Annotated in this window: 22 protein-coding genes; 7 read left to right on the top strand and 15 right to left on the bottom strand. The window is 61.4% G+C overall.

Translation table 11 applies throughout. The annotated features are described in order from the left end of the window. The first annotated feature begins 62 nt into the window (after window positions 1-62). The 3 genes from QZ653_RS04640 to QZ653_RS04630 all read left to right on the top strand — a co-directional run bounded on the left by QZ653_RS04640 (window position 63) and on the right by QZ653_RS04630 (window position 2,695). The gene (locus QZ653_RS04640; protein ID WP_296418037.1) at window positions 63-401 is read left to right on the top strand and encodes a P-II family nitrogen regulator; all 339 of its coding nucleotides are present in this window, start codon (window positions 63-65) and stop codon (window positions 399-401) included. Between the two features lie 25 nt (window positions 402-426). After that, complete coding sequence (locus tag QZ653_RS04635) at window positions 427-1,740, top strand: ammonium transporter (RefSeq protein WP_296418035.1); 1,314 nt, start codon at window positions 427-429, stop codon at window positions 1,738-1,740. 166 nt (window positions 1,741-1,906) lie between these two features. Continuing rightward, window positions 1,907-2,695, top strand: coding sequence for an FkbM family methyltransferase (locus QZ653_RS04630; protein ID WP_296418033.1), 789 nt, complete (start codon window positions 1,907-1,909; stop codon window positions 2,693-2,695). Between the two features lie 13 nt (window positions 2,696-2,708). Here QZ653_RS04630 and QZ653_RS04625 read toward each other — a convergent pair whose 3' ends face one another. The 5 genes from QZ653_RS04625 to smpB all read right to left on the bottom strand — a co-directional run bounded on the left by QZ653_RS04625 (window position 2,709) and on the right by smpB (window position 6,685). Next, window positions 2,709-3,482, bottom strand: coding sequence for an SDR family NAD(P)-dependent oxidoreductase (locus QZ653_RS04625; protein WP_296418031.1), 774 nt, complete (start codon window positions 3,480-3,482; stop codon window positions 2,709-2,711). A 116-nt stretch (window positions 3,483-3,598) separates the two neighbouring features. Beyond that, entirely contained in the window at window positions 3,599-4,783 is a 1,185-nt protein-coding gene (locus QZ653_RS04620; RefSeq protein WP_296418157.1) for an aromatic amino acid transaminase, read from the bottom strand. Then, window positions 4,783-5,640 (bottom strand): 3-mercaptopyruvate sulfurtransferase, encoded by an 858-nt coding sequence (gene sseA, locus QZ653_RS04615; protein ID WP_296418030.1) that lies wholly within the window; start codon window positions 5,638-5,640, stop codon window positions 4,783-4,785. Before sseA ends, QZ653_RS04620 begins: the two co-directional genes overlap by 1 nt. A 140-nt stretch (window positions 5,641-5,780) precedes the next feature. Then, entirely contained in the window at window positions 5,781-6,089 is a 309-nt protein-coding gene (locus QZ653_RS04610; RefSeq protein WP_296418028.1) for a hypothetical protein, read from the bottom strand. 122 nt (window positions 6,090-6,211) lie between these two features. Continuing rightward, window positions 6,212-6,685, bottom strand: coding sequence for an SsrA-binding protein SmpB (gene smpB / locus QZ653_RS04605; RefSeq protein ID WP_296418156.1), 474 nt, complete (start codon window positions 6,683-6,685; stop codon window positions 6,212-6,214). Window positions 6,686-6,758: 73 nt separating this feature from the next. Here smpB and QZ653_RS04600 point away from each other — a divergent pair, with 73 nt between their 5' ends. Further along, window positions 6,759-7,958 (top strand): winged helix-turn-helix domain-containing protein, encoded by a 1,200-nt coding sequence (locus QZ653_RS04600; RefSeq protein WP_296418026.1) that lies wholly within the window; start codon window positions 6,759-6,761, stop codon window positions 7,956-7,958. Here the strand turns inward: QZ653_RS04600 and dapA are convergent. Continuing rightward, window positions 7,955-8,827 (bottom strand): 4-hydroxy-tetrahydrodipicolinate synthase, encoded by an 873-nt coding sequence (gene dapA, locus QZ653_RS04595; RefSeq protein ID WP_296418025.1) that lies wholly within the window; start codon window positions 8,825-8,827, stop codon window positions 7,955-7,957. The two genes, QZ653_RS04600 and dapA, sit on opposite strands and share 4 nt — an antisense overlap. Window positions 8,828-9,003: 176 nt before the next feature. Here dapA and QZ653_RS04590 point away from each other — a divergent pair, with 176 nt between their 5' ends. Continuing rightward, window positions 9,004-11,196 (top strand): transglycosylase SLT domain-containing protein, encoded by a 2,193-nt coding sequence (locus tag QZ653_RS04590; RefSeq protein WP_296418023.1) that lies wholly within the window; start codon window positions 9,004-9,006, stop codon window positions 11,194-11,196. A 4-nt stretch (window positions 11,197-11,200) separates the two neighbouring features. On the opposite strand, the gene QZ653_RS04585 is transcribed toward QZ653_RS04590, so the two are convergent. Both QZ653_RS04585 and mnmD read right to left on the bottom strand, forming a co-directional pair. Further along, window positions 11,201-12,061, bottom strand: a complete 861-nt coding sequence (locus QZ653_RS04585) for a DMT family transporter (RefSeq protein ID WP_296418021.1) — start codon at window positions 12,059-12,061, stop codon at window positions 11,201-11,203. Beyond that, entirely contained in the window at window positions 12,058-12,723 is a 666-nt protein-coding gene (mnmD, locus tag QZ653_RS04580) for a tRNA (5-methylaminomethyl-2-thiouridine)(34)-methyltransferase MnmD (RefSeq protein WP_296418019.1), read from the bottom strand. The genes QZ653_RS04585 and mnmD overlap by 4 nt, the downstream gene beginning before the upstream one ends. Before the next feature lie 48 nt (window positions 12,724-12,771). Here mnmD and QZ653_RS04575 point away from each other — a divergent pair, with 48 nt between their 5' ends. Next, on the top strand, window positions 12,772-13,806 hold the full coding sequence (locus tag QZ653_RS04575; protein ID WP_296418018.1) for an NAD(P)/FAD-dependent oxidoreductase: 1,035 nt from the start codon (window positions 12,772-12,774) through the stop codon (window positions 13,804-13,806). On the opposite strand, the gene QZ653_RS04570 is transcribed toward QZ653_RS04575, so the two are convergent. After that, complete coding sequence (locus tag QZ653_RS04570; RefSeq protein ID WP_296418016.1) at window positions 13,803-14,588, bottom strand: MaoC family dehydratase N-terminal domain-containing protein; 786 nt, start codon at window positions 14,586-14,588, stop codon at window positions 13,803-13,805. The two genes, QZ653_RS04575 and QZ653_RS04570, sit on opposite strands and share 4 nt — an antisense overlap. A gap of 38 nt (window positions 14,589-14,626) precedes the next feature. Then, the gene (locus QZ653_RS04565; protein ID WP_296418014.1) at window positions 14,627-15,163 is read right to left on the bottom strand and encodes an NADPH-dependent FMN reductase; all 537 of its coding nucleotides are present in this window, start codon (window positions 15,161-15,163) and stop codon (window positions 14,627-14,629) included. Between the two features lie 92 nt (window positions 15,164-15,255). Between QZ653_RS04565 and QZ653_RS04560 the strand changes: the two genes are divergently transcribed. After that, complete coding sequence (locus QZ653_RS04560) at window positions 15,256-16,902, top strand: thiamine pyrophosphate-binding protein (RefSeq protein ID WP_296418013.1); 1,647 nt, start codon at window positions 15,256-15,258, stop codon at window positions 16,900-16,902. Window positions 16,903-16,966: 64 nt separating this feature from the next. On the opposite strand, the gene QZ653_RS04555 is transcribed toward QZ653_RS04560, so the two are convergent. From QZ653_RS04555 to cobO, 5 genes are read right to left on the bottom strand one after another with little or no spacing between them, the layout of a single operon-like run. Next, a complete protein-coding gene (locus QZ653_RS04555) occupies window positions 16,967-18,277 on the bottom strand; it encodes an aminotransferase class III-fold pyridoxal phosphate-dependent enzyme (RefSeq protein WP_296418011.1) in 1,311 nt (436 codons plus the stop codon). Between the two features lie 47 nt (window positions 18,278-18,324). Beyond that, the gene (locus QZ653_RS04550; RefSeq protein WP_296418009.1) at window positions 18,325-18,669 is read right to left on the bottom strand and encodes a Lin0512 family protein; all 345 of its coding nucleotides are present in this window, start codon (window positions 18,667-18,669) and stop codon (window positions 18,325-18,327) included. After that, a complete protein-coding gene (locus tag QZ653_RS04545) occupies window positions 18,666-19,004 on the bottom strand; it encodes a Lin0512 family protein (RefSeq protein WP_296418008.1) in 339 nt (112 codons plus the stop codon). Before QZ653_RS04545 ends, QZ653_RS04550 begins: the two co-directional genes overlap by 4 nt. Before the next feature lie 34 nt (window positions 19,005-19,038). Next, the gene (locus tag QZ653_RS04540; RefSeq protein ID WP_296418006.1) at window positions 19,039-19,377 is read right to left on the bottom strand and encodes a DUF3140 domain-containing protein; all 339 of its coding nucleotides are present in this window, start codon (window positions 19,375-19,377) and stop codon (window positions 19,039-19,041) included. A gap of 54 nt (window positions 19,378-19,431) precedes the next feature. Then, on the bottom strand, window positions 19,432-20,040 hold the full coding sequence (cobO, locus tag QZ653_RS04535; RefSeq protein WP_296418004.1) for a cob(I)yrinic acid a,c-diamide adenosyltransferase: 609 nt from the start codon (window positions 20,038-20,040) through the stop codon (window positions 19,432-19,434). Between the last annotated feature and the right edge of the window lie 110 nt (window positions 20,041-20,150).

The following is a 20,150-nucleotide window of genomic DNA, read 5'->3' as shown; positions in this document are numbered from 1 at the left end:
ACCTTTTGTGACCAGCGCGGGCCTTCGGGGGTCTGCCAAGACGAAAACCGGAAGGGACAATCGTGAAACTCATTATTGCAACAATCAAACCGTTCAAGCTGGAAGAGGTCCGAGAGGCCCTGACAGCCATTGGCGTTCGCGGGATGATGGTCACCGAGATCAAGGGCTTCGGCTCTCAGTCCGGGCACACCGAAATCTACCGCGGCGCGGAATATGCCGTGAACTTCGTGCCAAAGGTGAAGCTGGAAATCGTCGTGGCCTCTGCCATGGCCGAACAGGTGGTCGAAACCATCGCCAGCACCGCCAAGACCGACAAAATCGGTGACGGCAAAATCTTTACACTCGATGTGCAAAGCGCCCTGCGCGTCCGCACCGGTGAAATCAACGACGACGCGATTTAAGCGGCTCATAGAGGAACTCAAACAGATGAAATTTCTGAAAACACTATCGGTCGCGGGTGCAGTTGCAGCACTTCCGACCCTCGCGCTGGCGCAAGATGCCGCTCCCGGCTTCGATGAAATCGGCCCCTATATCATGACCACCCTGCTGTTCCTTGTGGGCGGTTTTCTGGTGTTCTGGATGGCTGCAGGCTTTGCCATGCTTGAGGCCGGCCTCGTGCGGTCCAAGAACGTCACAATGCAGCTGACCAAGAACATCGCATTGTTCTCATTGGCGGCGATCATGTACTGGCTGGTTGGTTTCAACCTGATGTACCCAGGTGACTTTAACGGCTACTTCGCCTTCAACTTTGTCCCAACGGTGCTTGAACCGGTCGGTCTGTCTGCTGCTGACGCATCACTTGATTATGCGTCCGTTGCGTCCGACTTCTTCTTCCAGCTGATGTTTGTGGCTGCCACGGCGTCCATCGTGTCCGGCGCTTTGGCCGAACGCATCAAACTGTGGCCCTTCCTGATCTTCGTGATTGTGCTGACTGGTATCCTCTACCCGATTTCCGGCTCCTGGCAGTGGGGCGGCGGCTTCTTGTCCGAGATGGGCTTCTATGACTTCGCGGGTTCCACTGTTGTGCACTCCGTGGGTGGCTGGGCTGCTTTGGCTGGCGCACTGATCCTCGGGCCACGTCTGGGCAAGTACAAAGACGGCCGCGTGAACCCGATGCCTGGTTCCAACCTGGCCCTCGCAACGCTTGGTACGTTCATCCTGTGGCTGGGTTGGTTCGGCTTCAACGGCGGCTCCCAACTTGCTGCGGGCACTGTGGGTGACATCACCGACGTGGGTCGTATCTTTGCCAACACCAACATGGCGGCTGCCTCCGGTGCTGTTGCGGCCCTGATCCTGACGCAGATCATGTACAAAAAGGTCGACCTGACCATGGTGCTGAACGGCTGTCTGGCGGGCCTCGTGTCCATCACGGCGTCCCCGCTTGAACCCTCCATGTTCGGGTCCCTGTGGATCGGTGCTGTTGGTGGTCTGATCGTGGTCTTCACTGTGCCGCTTCTGGACAAGCTGAAGATCGACGATGTCGTCGGCGCCATTCCGGTACACCTCTTTGCAGGTATCTGGGGCACCATCGCCGTGGTCTTCTACACCCCTGAGACAAGCCTGATCACACAGCTGACAGCCATCGTCTGCTACGGTGTGTTCACCTTCGTTGCCGCAGGCATCGTGTGGTTCATCCTGAAAGCCACCACAGGCATCCGCGTCTCCGAAGAGGCAGAGATTCAGGGTCTCGATACGTCCGAGCTGGGCATGGAAGCCTACCCCGACTTCACCAAAGGCTAATTCTCCCTGACATAGCCTTACCAAAGAGGGCCCCGCTTTCACCGGCGGGGCCCTTTTTGCATGTCTTGCCGTATTCAGGGGCGGCAATCGGATAAAGTCCTTGGTTCGGCGCGACCTTTGCGCCCATAGTGCCACAAAGGCCCGATCAACAAAATTGGCAAACACCATGACAGCAGACGACATGCCCCCTTGGGCGGAGAACCTAAACAAGATGATGGTGCGCCTGAACCGGCGGATGGAATATCAAAACCAGCTGATTGCATTCGGCAACTTGGGGCCCGACCACATCGTTGACATCAGCCATCGGGGCGATCCGTTTCGCATCTATGTCCCCTTCGGCGACCGCGACCTTATCCAGCGGCACCTGATCGCAGACCGCGATTTCTACGAATCCGAATACCTCAACAAACTGAGAGAGATGGATATCGTGCCCGAAGGTCAGGTCATCATTGATGCCGGTGCGAACATCGGAAACCATACCGTCTATTTTGATCACTACTTCAAACCGTCGCGGCTTTATTGCTTCGAACCCCAGCGTACTGTGTTCGACGCGCTGCAACGCAATATCGAACTGAACGCAAAAGGCCGCGATATCCGTGCGACAAACGCCCTTCTGGGGGCCGCAAAAGGCACGGGGTCGCTGGCGTCCTACAAACAGGGCAATTTGGGGGCCGCATCATTTTCGCACGATAACAATGGCCAGACCCCGATGGTCTCTCTGGATGATACGCTGACCAAGGCGGACCTCAAAAAGGTCGGCTTTGTAAAAATTGACGTCGAAGGCTACCAGATCGAGGTGCTGCGCGGCGCCCACAACATCCTGACGCAAAGCAAGCCCACCTTGTGGATCGAGGTGTTTCGCCATGAACGCGAGGAGTGCGATGCCTTCCTCGCGGACTATGGCTACAGCGGGACGGAATTGTACCGCAGCAACGTCATCTATCAGGCAAGCTGACGTCGCGCGGTTGTCACTTCGACTGCATCTTCTCGACCATTTTCAAAACGGTCCGGCGCGGCAGGAACGGCGTAATCCACCCCAGCATGAATGACAGACGTTTGTCATTGATCGCCACAAGATCGCCGTTCATCATCGCGTTATATCCGTATTCCGCCACGCTTTCAGGGGTCGCGCCCGACTTGACCAGATCGGTCCCGTCCAGATCGGCGCGGTCCGCAAACTCCGTTTCGACGTAACCGGGTGCCAGAACCGTTACGGTGACACCCTTGTCGCGCAATTCATGATCGACCGCCTGGCTAAACGAATTCACAAACGCCTTGGTGGCGAAATAGACGGCCTGCAATGGTCCGGGCATGAACCCTGCCGTGGACCCGACATTCAAAATCCTGCCGCCGCCCTTGGCCGCCATTTTAGAACCAAACGCATGGGTCAACGTCACCAGCGCCTTGACGTTCAGATCAATCATCGCCTGTTCATCGGCAAGATCGCGGTCAATCAGCCGCCCGTGACCGCCGAAGCCCGCGTTGTTGATCAAAATATCAACCGTCATATCAAAGCCCTCGACAGCCTCGACCAGACTTTCCGCGCCATTGGCGGTTCCCAGATCCAGCGCGACAACCCGCACGGTGACCCCGTGCGCAGCCTCCAGTTCATCTTTCAATGCGTTCAAGGCATCCACGCGACGTGCGGTCAGGATCAGATCACCACCGGTCTTTGCATGAAAACGGGCCAAAGCCGCGCCAATCCCGGAGGAGGCGCCTGTGATAAGGGCAGTGTTGGGCATGATCTTCTCCGGTAATGGCAAGGGGCGTCCCCTTGATATGGGAACGCCCCTGTTGTGTTACGAGGGCGCAGGCATCTTTATGAAAACCTGTCCGCAACGCCTTTGATAAGGCGTTGCTACACCCCTGCGTCGATGATCGCTTGCGCCAGTACGGGAACGGTTTCGGCGTTCAGACCGGCAATGTTCATCCGGCTGTCACCCACCATGTAAATCCCGTGATCGGCACGCAGCGCCTCGACCTTGTCAGGGCTGGTGCCCAAACGGCTGAACATGCCGCGATGTTCCGCCAGAAAATCGAACCGGTCGGAATTGGACAGGCGGCGCAGTTCAGCGGCCAACTGCTGACGCAGGTCCAGCATGCCAAGGCGCACCTCTTCCAGCTCGGCCTCCCAATCGGCACGCAGTTCAGGATCATTCAGGATCGTGGACACGATCCGGGCACCATGATCGGGCGGGAAGCTGAAATTCTGGCGGTTGAGGAAGGCAAGGTTCTGCTGCGCCAGATCGCGCTGCGCCTCATCCTTGGCAATCGCCATCAGAATGCCCGTGCGTTCGCGGTAAATGCCGAAGTTCTTGGAACAGCTGGCCGCAATCAGCACGTTGTCGAAGCTCTCCGCAACCATGCGGGTCGCCGCCCCGTCCTTGTCCAATCCGTCGCCAAAGCCCTGATAGGCAATGTCGATGAATGGCATCGCGGACTTTTCCTTCAGCAGGTCGATGACACCTTTCCACTGGGGCATCGTCAGGTTCGCACCGGTCGGGTTGTGGCAGCAGCCGTGCAGCAGCACGACGTCACCAGGCATCACCTGACCCAGATCGGTCAGCATCCCGACATAGTCGACCTGACCGGTTTCGCTGTCGAAATACCGGTAAGACTTCGACTTCATCCCGAGGTATTTGATGATCGACGGATGGTTCGGCCACGTGGGGTCCGACAGCCAGACGGTCGCACCGGGGGCAGCCATCTTGATCAGCTCCAACGCCTGACGGATCGCACCGGTGCCACCGGGGGTGGCCACAGCCGCCACGCGGTTGCGCGCCACAGCCCCATCCAGCACCAGATCAATCATCGCATCGGAGAACGCAGGATCGCCCGCCAGACCCGTGTAGGCCTTTGTCGTTTGCTCGGCGTTGATCCGGCGTTCGGCCTCTTTCACAGCGCGCATGACGGGCGTGTTGCCGGACGCGTCTTTGTAAACGCCCACGCCGAGGTCGATCTTGGTTTCACGCTCATCCGCGCGGTAGGCCGCCATCAGGGCGAGGATTTTGTCTTTAGGTTGGTCTTTCAGATGCTCAAGCATCATGCGTCTCCGGTTTGGATGGGAAGGTCAGGGAAGAGGCCCCATTCGGACCAGCTTCCGTCGTAAACAGCGTGATCGGTCTTGCCCATGCGTTCCATGGCAAGCGCAAGGATCGCGGCAGTGACGCCGGACCCGCACGACAAAATCGCAGGTTTCGACAGATCAACGCCAGCGGCTTCAAAGATGCGGCGCGTGGCGTCAGGGGATTTCATGGTGCCGTCTGGGTTCAGCAGATCGCGGTAAAACACGTTGCGGCTGTTCGGGATGTGGCCCGCGCGCAGCCCTTCACGGGGTTCGGGCACGTCGCCACGAAACCTCTCCGGCGCGCGGGCATCGACAATCACGTAGTCCCCCAGCTTTGAGGCGGCGGCCACCTGTGTGACATCCTTGACCATCTGGTTCTGGCGGCTGGTCGTCATGTGGCGGTCGCGGATTACGGGGGGCAGATCCTCGACCGGATGCCCCTCCGCCTGCCATTTGGGGAAACCGCCATCCAGCACCGCAATGTCTGTCTTGCCCATCAGACGGAACATCCACCACACGCGCGCTGCGCTGAAAATGCCCATGCCGTCATAGACCACAATCTGATGACCGTCGCCTACGCCCATCTTGCGCATCCGGCTCATGAATTTCTCGGTCGACGGCATCATGTGCGGCAGTTCTGACCGCTGGTCGCTGATCTCGTCTATGTCGAAAAACCGTGCGCCGGGGATGTGGCCTGCCTCGTATTCGCCCTGCGCATCCCGCGCCTCCGCTGGCATAAACCATGTCGCATCCAACACCCGCAGATCTGGGTCTTTCAGATGGTCGGCCAGCCAAGTGGTCGACACGAGTGTTCTTGGATCGTCAGAGGCCATGGGCACACCCTCTCTCAGCCATGAAAAACGGGCAAATTGGTTGCGTCGTCCCTACCGCTGCAATGGGTCCAGCGCAAGGGAACAACCAAAAAAGGGCGCCCCCGAAGGAACGCCCGACCCACATTTATACAGGTCTGTCTTTACTTGTTCATCGCAGATTTGATGACACCCACGATGGACGCCAGAACGCCACCACCGGCAGCGCCTCCACCCACAGCGCCGATAAGGGCGCCGATGTCCATGCCGCCCGCCGCGTCTGCTGCACCGTCAACCATGGACGCATCCATGCCCAGCTGGCTGAGGATCGTTCCAGCGCCCGCGCCGCCGATTGCGCCCATGACAGTGTTCAACACCCCGCCTGCATTCAACGCTTCGGAAATCTTGCCTGTAATATTGCCGCCCACTGCGCCTGAAATCGCGGGGATCAGCAGTCCCATAATCATTTCCATAGTTCCCAATCCTTCCTGAGGGGGGCGAATATTCAAATTCGCACAGGCTCCGCCCACCAAAGCATGTGCTGCGCGCAGGCTAACAGAAGTCGGTTTTCAATCAATAGGGGAGCTTGCGCCGCCTATTCCCCGTGGCGCAGAAGCCGGGCCTTTTGACGCCCCCAGTCGCGCTTGGCCTCCGTGGCGCGCTTGTCCTGCTTCTGTTTGCCTTTCGCGATGGCGATCTTCACCTTCACACGGCCTTTGTGATTGAAATACATGACCAGCGGGACAAGGGTCATCCCCTGCCGCTGGGTCGCATTCCACAACCGCGCCAGTTCCCGCCGCGACACCAGCAGCTTGCGCCGCGCGCGTTCCTCATGGGGAAACATCGCCTGTTTGTAGGGCGCGATATAAGCGTTGGTCAGCCACAACTCCCCATCCTCGACCGAGGCATAACTGTCCGCGATGTTGGATTGTCCCGTGCGCAGGGATTTCACCTCGGACCCCGACAGCATGATCCCGCACTCAAGGTCATCCTCGATGGCGTAATCGTACCGTGCCCGCCGGTTTTCGGCGATCACCTTGTAATTCGGATTGTCGTCTTTTTTGGCCATGATCCGTTGCAGATAGGGGATGGCATAGGGCGCGGCAACCCGTAGCATGCCTGAAACCACGCCAAGGATGCCCATGACCCGCCCCCTGATCGACAATCAAACAGCGCGCCGCCTGTTTCTGGACCGACACCTTTTGCTGGGCCCCCGCAGCGGGCCGGGCAAGGGCGCCGACCTTCAACAGGTCATCGACGATCTCGGGTTCGTGCAGGTCGACAGCGTCAACACACTGGCCCGCGCGCATGACCTGATCCTGTGGTCGCGCCGGCAGCAATACCGTCCCCCGAACCTGCCCCGTCTGATGAAGACACGCGGTGCGTTTGAACACTGGACGCACGATGCCTCCGTTATCCCCATGACCCGCTTTCCCGTCTGGCGGCACAAATTCGCGCGGGACAAAGCGCACATGGATGCCAAATGGGATGCATGGCGACGCGACGGGTTTCGCGACCAACTCGACGCGGTAATGCGGCAAATCGCAGACGCCGGTGCCTGTTCCTCCATGGATGTCGGCGAAAACGAAGACCGGACATCAGGCGGCTGGTGGGATTGGCACCCGTCCAAAACCGCCCTCGAATACCTCTGGCGCTCGGGCGACCTTTCCGTCTGCCACCGGCGCGGGTTTCGCAAATACTATGACCTGACCGAACGGGTTATTCCCCCCGAACACCTCAACGCCCGCGTGCCGCAGGAGGAGATGGTCGACTGGGCCTGCCGCACGGCCCTCGACCGCTTGGGTTTTGCGACCTCCGGCGAACTGGCGGCCTTTTACGCCATCGCCACCCCCGCACAGGCCAAGGCATGGTGCGCCCGTGCGCTCACCTCCCGAACCATCATCGAGGCGGACATCCAGTCTCACGATGGCACGCTCCGCCGCTGCTTCGTTTTGCCGGAAATACTCAATAGCGCCCCGCCAGAGCCGAACGCACGGGTGCGGCTTCTCTCCCCCTTCGATCCCGCCCTGCGCGACCGCAAACGTGCCGAACGCCTTTGGGGCTTTCGCTACCGCATCGAAATTTTCGTGCCCGCGCCAAAACGCCAGTATGGCTACTACGTTTTCCCCGTGATGCAGGGGGATCGCATCATTGGCCGCATCGACACCAGACGCGACGGTGATCGCACTCTGGTCACGGCCTTCTGGCCCGAACAGGGCATCCGCATGGGCAAAGCGCGCGTCGCAGCACTCGCGGCTGAAATCGAACGTGTCGCCACCTTTGTGGGCAGCTGTGATGTGGAATGGTCGCCGGAATGGCTCAAATCCGGCAAAGCGGGCTAGTTCAACAGGCCCGCATGAACCATGGCATCGCGCATCTTGGTTTTGGTGCTGTCTTCCAGACCTGTAAGGGGCGAACGCACCTCGTCCGAACACAGGCCCAGAAGGGACATCCCGTATTTCGCACCAACCAGCCCCGGTTCTGTAAAGATCGCCTTGTGCAGCGGCATCAACCGGTCGTTCAGCGCCAGCGCGGCGGGGTAATCGCCGGCCAAAGTGGCCTCCTGCATTTGCGCGCACAGGGCGGGCGCAACATTGGCCGTCACCGAAATACAGCCCACCCCGCCTTGGGCATTGAACCCGATGGCAGTGGGGTCCTCGCCCGACAGCTGGACAAAGTCCGTGCCGCAACTCAGCCGTTGGTTGGGCACCCGCGCCAGATCACCGGTGGCATCCTTGACGCCAAGGATGTTCTCGTGCTGCGCCAGAACGCCCATCGTCTCGGGCGTCATGTCGACAACAGACCGGCCTGGAATGTTGTAAATCACAATCGGCAACCCGCAGTCGGCGGCGGCGGTAAAATGCGCGATCAACCCGCGCTGGGTGGGCTTGTTGTAGTAGGGCGTCACGACCAACGCCGCGTCGGCCCCGGCGACCTTGGCCGCCTTCACCAGACGCACGGTTTCCGCGGTGTTGTTTGACCCCGCACCAGCGACCACGGGGATACGCCCCGCAGCGGCCTTGACCACCGTTTCAACCACCAGATCGTGTTCCGCATGGGTCAGGGTCGGGCTTTCGCCGGTCGTGCCCACCGGCACCAGACCATGACTGCCCTGTTCGATATGCCACTCCACCAGTTTTTTCAGCGTATCAAGATCCAACTGGCCGTCCTTGAACGGCGTCACCAAAGCGGGGAGAGAACCCTTCAGCATGATACGCATCCTTTCAGTTGGGGGGCAGTGCCCGTGAATCCCACGTCCCCTAACGGGGTTTTCCGCCTTTGCCAAGTTTGTGAGTTGTAGCCCGCTCAAGTCGACTTAGATTTGTTGTAACCACAACAGCACCCGCCCCGCGCGGCGTCCAGTCATCCGGAGCAGGAGGCGACCAGATGTTCAGAAAATTCGGCCCGTCCCTCGTGGCGGCCATGGCCCTTTTGGGCAGCCCCACATCGGGCCAGCCCGTCTCGTCCCCGGAATTTTTCGAGGCTGTTGCGCAGCTCCGGTCCGGCGACGGTGACGCCGTCTTCTCTGTCGAACCGGAAATCGACCCGCTTGAACGCGATGTGGTGCAATGGCTTTACCTGCGGGACGACGATACAACCGGCGTGCCGTTTGAAACCTACATGGACTTTCTGGCCAGCCGCCCTGACTGGCCCGGTCTGTCACGCATCCGCGCGGCGGCTGAACGGCGGATTAATGCAAATGTCTCCGACATCGACATTCTGACGTTTTTTGATGGTCATGACGTCGAAACCGGCGAAGGTGCTGCGGCCTATGCAGGCGCGCTGATCCGGGCCGGTCGCCGGACGGAGGCCGAAACGATGCTTGCCGCAGTCTGGACGACATCCGGCCTGACGCGCTTCGGCTTCCAGACAATTCTTGACGCCTATCCCGATGTGGTGGCCCCGTTGCATGACGCGCGCGCCGATATGCTACTGTGGCGCTGGCGTACTTCGGATGCCCTTAATGTTTTGCCGCTGCTGGACGAAGGCACCGCCGCACTGGTGCGCGCGCGCATCGGCTACATCACCAAGGCGGGCGATCTTGAAGACCGGCGCGCCCTTGTGCCCGAACGGCTCCGGTCCGATCCGGGGCTGGCCTATGACCGCTTCAACTGGCTGGCGGACCGCAGCGACTGGACGAATGCGTCAGAACTGCTGCTGGCCCAATCCACCTCGGCTGAAGCGCTGGGCGTGCCGTGGCGCTGGGGGTCCTGGCGGCGCACGCTGGCCCGCTGGCAGATGCGCGAAGGCAACGTGGATCGCGCCTATGCCATGGCCGCAAACCACTTTATCGACCCCGAAGAGGCGAATTATTCCGATCTTGAATGGCTCGCCGGATACATCGCGCTGACCTACCAGCGCGATTTTGAACGCGCCTTGCGCCATTTTGAGGCGTTCGATGCCTCTGTGACGTCTCCCATATCCAAGGGCCGCGCGGGCTACTGGCTGGGCCGCGCCCACGAGGGGCTCGGCAATGCAGAGGCCGCGGTGGCATCCTTTCAGGCCGGTGCGCAGCATCAAACATCTTTCTACGGGCTGTTGTCGGCAGAACGTCTTGGGCTGACGCTGGATCCGGATCTGGCGGGCGGCGACGATTTTGGCGATTGGCGCACGGGGCGCGTTTTGCAAAACGATCTGGTGCGGGCCGGACTGGCCCTTTTGGATGCGGGTGAACGCGGGTCTGCCGTCTTGTTCATCCGCGATGCAGCGGCGGATATGTCGCGACAGGACCTTGGCCAACTGGGCGAGATGCTTATGGATCTCGACGAACCGTTCTACACTGTCCTCGCCGCCAAGACCGCCGTGCGCGAAGGCACCGTCGTGCACGACGTCTATTTTCCCATCCACCCCATGGCTGGCCTCGACCTTCCGGTTGAACCGGCCCTTGCCTTGTCCATTGCACGGCAGGAATCCGAATTCCGGCTCGATGCGGGCAGTTCTGTCGGCGCGCTGGGATTGATGCAACTGATGCCGGGAACGGCCAGCGACGTGGCCGGTTGGCTCGATCTGCCCTACAACAGGGGTCGGCTGACGACGGACTGGCAGTACAACGTGGCCCTGGGGTCCGAATACCTCGCTTATCTGACGCGGCTTTTCGGGAACAGCCCCGTGATGATCGCGGCCGGATACAACGCAGGCCCCGGACGGCCCCGCACCTGGATGGAGGACCGAGGCGATCCGCGTCGCACCGTCAGCGGCGGTGACCGGGTCGATATTGTCGACTGGATCGAACACATCCCGTTCCGCGAGACCCGCAATTACGTCATGCGCGTGACCGAAGGGATCCCTGTCTACCGCGCGCGTCTGACGGGGGGCACAGGCCCCGTTCGGTTCACCGACCTTCTGATCGGAGAAGTCCCCTTGATCCGTCCCGTGGCGCGTCCGGACAGACCGGCACGGCAGGCACAGCCTGACCTCTCTGATCCCGTCATTGAACCCGTTTCCGACCCCGCGTCGACACCCCAACCAGAACCCTCTCCGGCGCCGGTGTCCGTGCCGCTATCCGACCGGACGCCCGATGCGCCTCCGGCCCCGTCGGGCCCGGCCCCGGTGCGACCGGTGGCACGCGCGGGCGAATAGACGATCAGGCCGCCTTTTGGGCGCGCCACAGGGTAAACAACCCCGCCGCAACAACCAGCCCCGCACCGATAGCGACGTTCAGGGCCAGCACCTCACCGAAGATCACCAGTCCGATGGCGCTGGCGAAAACCAGTTGCAGATAGGCAAAAGGCTGCACCGAACTGGCCTCCGCCACCTCATAGGTCTTGATCAACAACCAATGACCAGACGCGCCGGTGATACACAGCGCACCCATCCAGACCCAATCTGTGCGGATCATCGGCTCCCACGCCCAAAGACCCAACGGGGTCATCATCACGGCACCCGTCACACCTGTCCAAAAGAACGACGTCGCGGTGCTGTCGCGTCGCGCCACGTAGCGCGTCAACAGCCCGTACAGCGCAAACATGAACGCCGCCAATAATGGCACCGCCGCCGCCGGACTGAAGACAGCGATCCCCGGTTGCAGAATAATCAGAACCCCCACAAACCCTACGCCAATCGCCGCCCAACGTCGCCAGCCCACGCGTTCGCCCAACACCGGACCGGACAAGGCGGCCACCAACAGTGGATAGCACGTAAAGACCGCGTGCGCCTCCACCAGACCCAACAACACAAAGGCCCAGACCATGACGCAAATCTCAGCCGCCAAAAGCAGCCCCCGAAATCCCTGCACCAACGGCTGCGACGTGGCCGCTGCCGCACGGATGGACCCCGCCTGCCGCCGCGCAATCGCAATAACGAAGGCGGCAAAGAACCAGTACCGGATCGCCACGATCATCAGCACGTTGTATTCGCCTGCCAGATGGCGGCTGATCCCGTCCTGCACCGCGAAGACAAAGGTCGTGGCCACCATCAGCCAGATGCCCAACCGGTCGCCCTTCATCGTTTGACCCCACGGGTCATGTGCCTTTTGCGCCCGAAACCGGGGGTCCGCATGATGTCGAACCCCGCCGCCTCAAGCCCGCGCCGCACAAAACCGGCGGCAGTGTAAGTCGCACAGGTGCCACCCGTCACGGTATGCGCACCCACCTCGGCCAGCAGCGGATCGCCCCAAAGTTCGGGGTTCTTGGCAGGCGAAAATCCGTCCAGAAACCACGCATCCGCCATACCGTTCCAGATCGCCAAAGTGTCCCGCGCATCGCCATAGACCACATGCAGGTCGTAGTCGGGCCCGCTTAGGCGCGCGGGGATCACATCATCCTCAATCGCAAACACCTCAACCGGAAGCCCGTCATGCGCGGACAAAGCCTCGACCATCTCTGAAACGCGCATGGGGAAGGCCTCAAAGCTGGTGAACTGCAACCGTCCCGGCACGCCCGACGTCCGCCACGCGGCCAATGTCACCAGAAAGTTCAAACCCGTGCCAAAGCCCAATTCGGCCACATGAAAGCCGCCCCTGAACCGCGTGGGCAGATCGTTGCCAGCCAGAAACACGTGCCGCGTTTCTGCCACGCCGTCATCAAGGGAAAAGTAAGGGTCGTCGAACTGGCGCGACACCGGCACGCCGCCCTCGCGCCAGTCCAGATCTGCCCGCTGGTTTGTCATGTCTTTGTGTCCTATGTCTCGCCCAGACCATGAAAGCAGGGGGCGGCAATGGCAATGCCAGACGTGACAGTGCGCGGGGCAGGGGTGTTTGGTCTGGCCACGGCCTGGGCCCTGCTGAAACGTGGGCTTTGTGTTCAGGTGATCGACCCCAACGGCGTTGCCTCCGGCGCATCCGGCGGGATCGTGGGCGCGCTTGCCCCCCATGTTCCCGAACAATGGAACCCGAAAAAAGCATTTCAACTGGAAAGCCTGTTGATGGCCGACGATTGGTGGGCCGATGTCGCAGCCTGCGGCGGGTGCGATCCGGGATATGCCCGCACGGGACGGGTGCAACCTCTGGCCGAGGCGGGGGTTGCGTTGGCCAAGGACCGCGCCAAGGGGGCAGACACCCTATGGCAGGGCCGCGCCCGCTGGCAGGTCACCGACCAGCCGGGCGATTTCGCGCCGCCCTCCGCGTCCGGCCTGTGGGTCCATGACACCCTGTCCGCCCGTATCCATCCCCGTCAGGCCTGCGATGCCTTGGCCGCCGCGGTCTGCGCCAAAGGGGGTGAGATCAGCACCGGTGACATCCGCCACGGCGGCCCCACTGTCTGGGCCACCGGTCACGAGGGTCTGGCAGACCTGACAGCGCGCCATACCCGCCTTGTGGGCGCGGGCATCAAAGGTCAGGCCGTACTGCTGGCACACGATGCACGCGATGCCCCGCAGGTATTCATCGACGGGTTGCATATCATCCCCCACGGCGACGGGACCACAGCCATCGGGTCCACCACAGAACGCGACTTCGACGATGGTACTGCGACGGATACCCAGTGCGATGCGCTGCTCGACAAGGCCCGCGCCCTGATGCCTGTGCTGCGTGATGCCCCCGAACTCATCCGCTGGGCCGGTGTCCGCCCCCGCGCCCGAACGCGCGCACCCATGCTGGGCCGTCACCCGTTCCGCCAAGGGGACTTCATCGCCAACGGAGGCTTCAAGATCGGCTTCGGCATGGCACCCCTTGCTGCCGAACAGCTCGCGCACTTGATCACCACCGGCGAAAACCTGATCCCAGAGGATTTTGCACCCGACCGCAGCCTCTAGCGTATCTGCGCAATCATGCATTGCACCCCGTCAGGGTCGCGCACCCATGCGGTGCCATCGGCCCAACACAAGGTGGCCGACCGGGGCAGTGTCAGGGGCGATGTCGCACGATAGGTTACGTCCGTCAAAGGCCGCGCCAGCATCCTCTCGCCCATCAGCATCAACCGCTGGGCCAACAATGGCCCGTGGCTGACCAGGCCGTCATAGCCTTCAACCTCGCGGGCATAATCCGCGTCATAATGGATGCGGTGCCCGTTGAACGTCAGCGCGGAATACCGAAACAAAAGCGTGCTGTCGAAATGTGCCTCCTCGCGGTGGGTCTCGTCGACACGCGCATCGGGCGCGACACCGGCGCTCCCACCCTCTTCACGGTACACCAGATCTTGCCATTCCGTCAGCACGACCGCGCCCCGTTGCCAAATATCATGGCGGACGCGCACAAAGGCCAACGGCCCCGACCGGCCGGCCTTGCGTGTCACCCCGTCAATCACGCTGCGCTTCTCGGCCTGTATTCCCGCCAGCACCGGTGCGTGAAACAGCAAACGTCCGGCGGCCCACATCCGGCGTGGTAGTCCCACGTCGGGCATGAAATCCCCCACCGCCGGATGGCCGTCACGACCAAGGGCACCGGGGGGCTGGGGGTCCCAGAAATAGATGTGGTGAAAGAACGGGGGCAGAGCGCCCCCTGTGTCAGCCGTCACCCGAAGGCCCAAAGTTGCCTGCAAGGCCCGCGCACGGGCGGGATCCATCACGTCGGTCAGTGTTGTGACGCCGTCTTTCATGCCCTCAGGCTGGCGAAAAGACACCCCTCATGCAAGCACTAGCCGCGCGCGACCTCGGCCTTCAATGCCTCCATCAGGTTGGTCACCGTCTTGATGTTCATCTCGCCGGTCAGATCGCCGGCATCGTCGAATTGCTGACCGCTCGCCGCAACAAGAACCTCCGGCGTCTGGATGATCCGCGTGCCGAACGGCACCATGCACAGCCGCAACGCATATTGTGCACGCTCGCCGCCCGCGCGCCCGGCTGTGGCCGACATGATGGCAACCGGCTTGTCCTTCCACGGGCTGCCGTCCGTCCGGCTGACCCAGTCCAACGCGTTTTTCAGAACCCCGGACAGGGATTTGTTGTATTCTGGGGTAGAGATGATCACAGCTTCGGCACCCTTGATCTGATCCGACAGCGTCTGGACCGGTGCGGGAATACCCTCTGCCTCTTCCAGATCACCGTCATAAAGCGGCATCCGAAGATGACCCTCGTGAAACGCGCCGCCATACACCTTTGCTGCCGCACGGATCAGTTTGGTGTTTGTAGATTCCCCGCGCAGCGAGCCTGAAATGCCAAGAAGATAGGACATGATCCCTCCGTTCGATTGTCCCGCAGTAACCTAGGGGCTTTCCCCCGCGCGGCCAGTGCGCAAAGGTGCAGACCAGCAGGAAAGGCCACAACATGCGACACGGCGGACAAATTCTGGTGGATCAGCTGGTGAAACTCGGCGTGCGTCGGGTCTTCAGCGTGCCGGGGGAAAGTTTTCTGGCCGCCCTCGACGGGCTTTACGACGCAGGCATCGACAATATCGTAGGCCGTCAGGAGGGCGGCGTAGCGATGATGGCTGAGGCCTATGGCAAAATGACCGGCCAGCCCGGCGTGGCCTTTGTGACCCGTGGCCCCGGTGCCACCAATGCCTCCGCCGGGCTGCACATCGCCCAGCAGGACAGCACACCGATGGTGCTATTTGTGGGCCAGATCGACAACCGCCACACTGATCGCGAAACCTTTCAGGAGGTGGATTACAAGGCGCTGTTTGGCGGCCTTGTGAAATGGGTCGCGCAGGTCGATCACACGGACCGCCTGCCCGAATACATCGCCCGCGCCTTCCGCGTGGCCCAGACCGGACGGCCCGGCCCGGTGGTGCTGGCGCTGCCGGAAAACATGCTCAGCGCGCAGGCAGATGTGGCTGATTTCACGGGCGTTGTTGTGCCGGACATGGCAGGCAGCCCCGACAGCGCGGCCCCCTTCGCCATGGCGCTGGCTCAGGCTGAACGCCCCCTTATTGTCGTGGGCGGCCCCCATTGGGACCTCACGACAGCCCGTGCGGCAGCCCAACTGGCCGAGGCCGCCCAAGCCCCCGTCATTACCTCCTTTCGCCGTCAGGATTATGTGGACAACCGGCACAGTCACTACGCAGGTGATCTGAACGTCGGTATCAACCCTCGACTGGCCGACCGTATCCGCGCCGCCGATTGTCTGGTGCTGATCGGCACGCGCTTTGGCGACATCGACACGCAGGGCTACACCCTTGTCGATCCTGCGGACCCGCGAAAGACCGTCCTGCATATCCATCCCGACGTCGCCGAAATCGGGCGCGTCTATGGTGCGACCCACGGCTGGGTCGAAACCGCCCCCCGCGCCATCCCCGCGCTGCTGCAAACGGTCCGGTCCACGGACATCCCCGACCGACGCGCGTGGATCACCTCTGCCCGCGCCGACTACGACGCATGGACGACCCCGCAAAACTCACCGGGTGAGGCCAAGCTGGAACAGGTCATCAAGCACCTGTCTGAAATCCTGCCCGAGGACGCAATCGTGACCAACGGGGCAGGCAACTACGCCGCCTGGCTGCACCGCTATTTCACGTATAAAACCCACGGCACGCAACTGGCCCCCACGTCCGGTTCCATGGGCTACGGCTTTCCCGCAGCGATATCCGCCTCGCTCGAATACCCTGACAAGACCGTCGTTTGCCTTGCCGGGGATGGCTGCTTTCAAATGACGCTGAACGAACTCTCTACCGCCGCGCAGCATAGCGCGACACCCATCGTGATCGTTGTTAACAACGGCCGCTACGGCACAATCCGCATGCATCAGGAAAAGACCTATCCCGGTCGCGTCTCCGGCACGATGCTGGCCAACCCCGACTTCGCAGCCCTCGCGCGTGCCTATGGCGGCCACGGCGAAACAGTGACAACAACCGCCGATTTTGCCCTGGCCTTCGACCGCGCCCGCGCCAGCGGCAGTTTCGCTGTCATCGACTTGCACGTTGACGAAGACGCCCTGTCCCCCGCGCTCACGCTTTCGGGGCTCGCCAAGGCCTGAGGTTTCGTTTTGCCCTCAATACTCCGGGGGAGGCGCCGAAGGCGACGGGGGCAGCGCCCCGTCATTACCCCGCCAGCACAGATCGCAACTTTGCGCCGACCTCATCCACATGGTCTTGCGTGATCGTCAGCGGAGGGGACAGGGCCAGCGCGTCCCCGATGGGTCGCACGATCAGTCCCGCATCCCAGAGGGCCGCATGGGCGGCACGTCCCGCATCGCCCACCGCACCGCTTTGACGCAGTTGCACCGCACCGATGATCCCGCAGTTGCGCACGTCGACCACAGCGTCGATATCGGCCAGCCCGTGCAACATCTCCTCCCACGGGGATGCCATCCGCGCGGCGTTGCCGAAGATATCCTCGTCCCGATAGACATCCAGCGTGGCGATACAGGCGGCGGACGCCAAGGGGTGGCCTGAATAGGTGTAGCCATGAAACAGATCGGGCATTTTGCTGGGGGCCTGACGGAAGGCCTCACGCACAGCGCCGGTCGCCAACACGCCGCCCATAGGCACTGTGGCGTTGGTCATGCCCTTTGCGCAGGTCACCAGATCGGGCTGCACATCGAAGGCCTCATAGGCAAAGGGCGTGCCCATACGGCCAAAGCCGGTGATGACCTCATCAAAGATCAGCAAAATCCCGTGGGCGTCACAAATCTCGCGCAGCCGTTCGAGGTATCCAATGGGCGGTGGAAAGACCCCGCCCGCCCCGGACACGGGCTCTACAATGACCGCCGCAATCGTGTGCCCGCCGTGCAGATCGCACAGCCGTTGCAAATCCTCGGCCAGATGCGCGCCATGCTCTGGCATCCCACGGCTGAAGTGGTTTTCTTCTAACCAAGTGTGCCGCAAATGCGCGGTGGAGGGATAGAGCGTGCCAAACTGCCCCTTGTTCAAGCCGATCCCGCCCACGCTGAGCCCGCCAAAATTGATCCCGTGATAAGCCTTTTCGCGCCCCACCAACATCCGCCGCCCGCCGTCCCCGCGTGCGGCGTGATAGGCCAGCGCGATCTTCAGCGCGGTATCCACGGCCTCGGACCCGGAGTTTGTGAAAAACACGTGATCCATGCCGGGCGCCAGATCGACAACTCGTGCCGCCGCCTCAAACGCAATCGGATGGCCTTGGCCAAAGTTATGGGCGAAATCCAGATCGGCCGCTTGCCGCTGGATCGCCTCTACAATGCGCGGATGGTTGTGGCCCGCGTTGCAACACCACAGTCCGCCCGTGCCGTCAAATTTCTCGGCTCCGTCGACGGTCACATAGCGCACGCCGTCGGCTTTGTGGATCAAACGCGGCGCATCCTGAAAGGCGCGGCTCGGTGTGAACGGCATCCAGAAACTGTCCAGATCATTGGGGATACGAACGTCATCAGGCATGGCAAATCTCCTTTGCCCGAAATCCTGACATGGGTGCTAAACCCGTTCTAGCCCTGAAACGGCAAAAACGCCTCAACTGCGGCAGAGGCTATGACGATCACAGTGCCATTGTCCGGATTGGTCACGTTCAGGCCGCCTTTGACGGCCTGCACCTCGGCCCGCCCACGGGGGAGCTTAGCGGCCAATGCTGCGCAATCGACTGCCTCCGGGTCCTGAACGCCCACAGTCACCTGCACCCGCATGGCATCATGGGACAGGCCTGTGGCCTCAAACAGGGGGAGCGAGGAATGGCGCAAGGCGTCCTCAATCGCGCGCGCGGCGGCCTTGGTGTAATCCTGACCATACAGGTCATTGCCCATGCCCATTTCGATGATGAACCGCTGATCGCTCATGTATTCAACTCCAACGCGACGGACAGGGCGACATTGGCGATGACCGTGGGTTCCCCATCAGGGCGCGGCACATCCAGCCCGCCTTCGACGACCGAAAAGTTCAGTTGCCCGTAAGGGAAGATGTCACGCAAGGCGTCTGTGTCGACGGCTTCGGGGCGCTGCACGCCGATCTCAACGGTGATCTGCATGGCCTCTTTCGGCTTGCCGTAAAGTTCCGCCAGATTGATCGAGTTGTGCCACAGCGCATCCTGCAACGCACGGCGCGCGGCCTGCGTGTAATCGCGCCTGCGCAGTGATGTGCCCATCCCGAATTCCGTCAACAGCCGTGTTGCCATCCTGTCCTCCACGCCACGCCAAAATTCGCGAATTTTAGCCGTCCTCTTTCAGGGGGTCGTGCCCCCAGTTCATCAGGGAATACCGCCAGGCCGACGTTTCCACATCCTCGTCAGGTCCGCCCTGCGACGTATGCCGTTTGATATAGCCCACAACCTTGCCCATGTGCGACCACTGATCGTCGCTCAGATCGTCCTTGTTGGTGCGCTTGATCTTCACGATCCGCCGCCCCGACTTATGACCGGTGCTTTCGCCATCCTCGGTGTCGCCGACCGACTTGCTCTCGTCCGTATCCAGCCAGTCGTCCAACTCCTGCGGCGCCATATTCACCAGATCACGCCATTCGTCCCAAACCTGTTCGCGGTCCTTGCTCATCTCTGCTCTCCTGAAAGTTCAGGCAAACAACTGACAGGACAGGTCAACGGTTCCCTAGTATTCCACGCCAATCTGCGCCTTGATCCCGGACCGGAAGGGATGTTTGACCAGTTCCATCTCCGTCACCAGATCGGCAATTTCGATCAGATCTTCATGCGCGTTGCGCCCCGTCAGAACCACATGGGTCATGTCGGGCTTTTCTTCAGCCAGAAACTGCACAACCTCGGCGATGGGAACATAATCGTAGCGGATCGCGATGTTGATCTCATCCAGAAGGACCATCGAATTGCCGTCATCGCGGATCAGTTCCTTGGCCTTTTCCCATGCCGCCATGGCCATCTCTGTGTCGCGCGTTTTGTCCTGCGTTTCCCAAGTGAACCCTTCGCCCATGGTATGAAACGCGCATTCATTCGAGAATTTGTCCAAGATCAGATCACGTTCGCCGGTGGACATCCCCCCTTTGATGAACTGCACAACAGCACATTTCATCCCGTGGGCGATGTGGCGGAAAATCATCCCGAAGGCGGCAGAGGATTTACCTTTGCCCTTGCCAGTGTGGACAATGATCAGACCTTTCTTGTCGGTCTTCGTTGCCATGATCTTGTCGCGCGCGGCCTTCTTCTTGGCCATCTTCATCGCGTGGCGGTCGGCGTCGTCTGTCATTGCAAATCTCCTTGGCATGGGCGGGCGTTGCCGCACATTAGTCCCGCGTTTGCCGGCGCTTGCCAATGCCTAATCCGCCAAAATCGCAGCCGATTTTACAACCAGAAGGT

Origin of the sequence: Pseudooctadecabacter sp. (genome assembly GCF_020627745.1) — a bacterium.
In the GTDB taxonomy this organism is placed as follows: domain Bacteria; phylum Pseudomonadota; class Alphaproteobacteria; order Rhodobacterales; family Rhodobacteraceae; genus Octadecabacter.
This window is presented reverse-complemented; position numbering and strand designations above follow the sequence as displayed.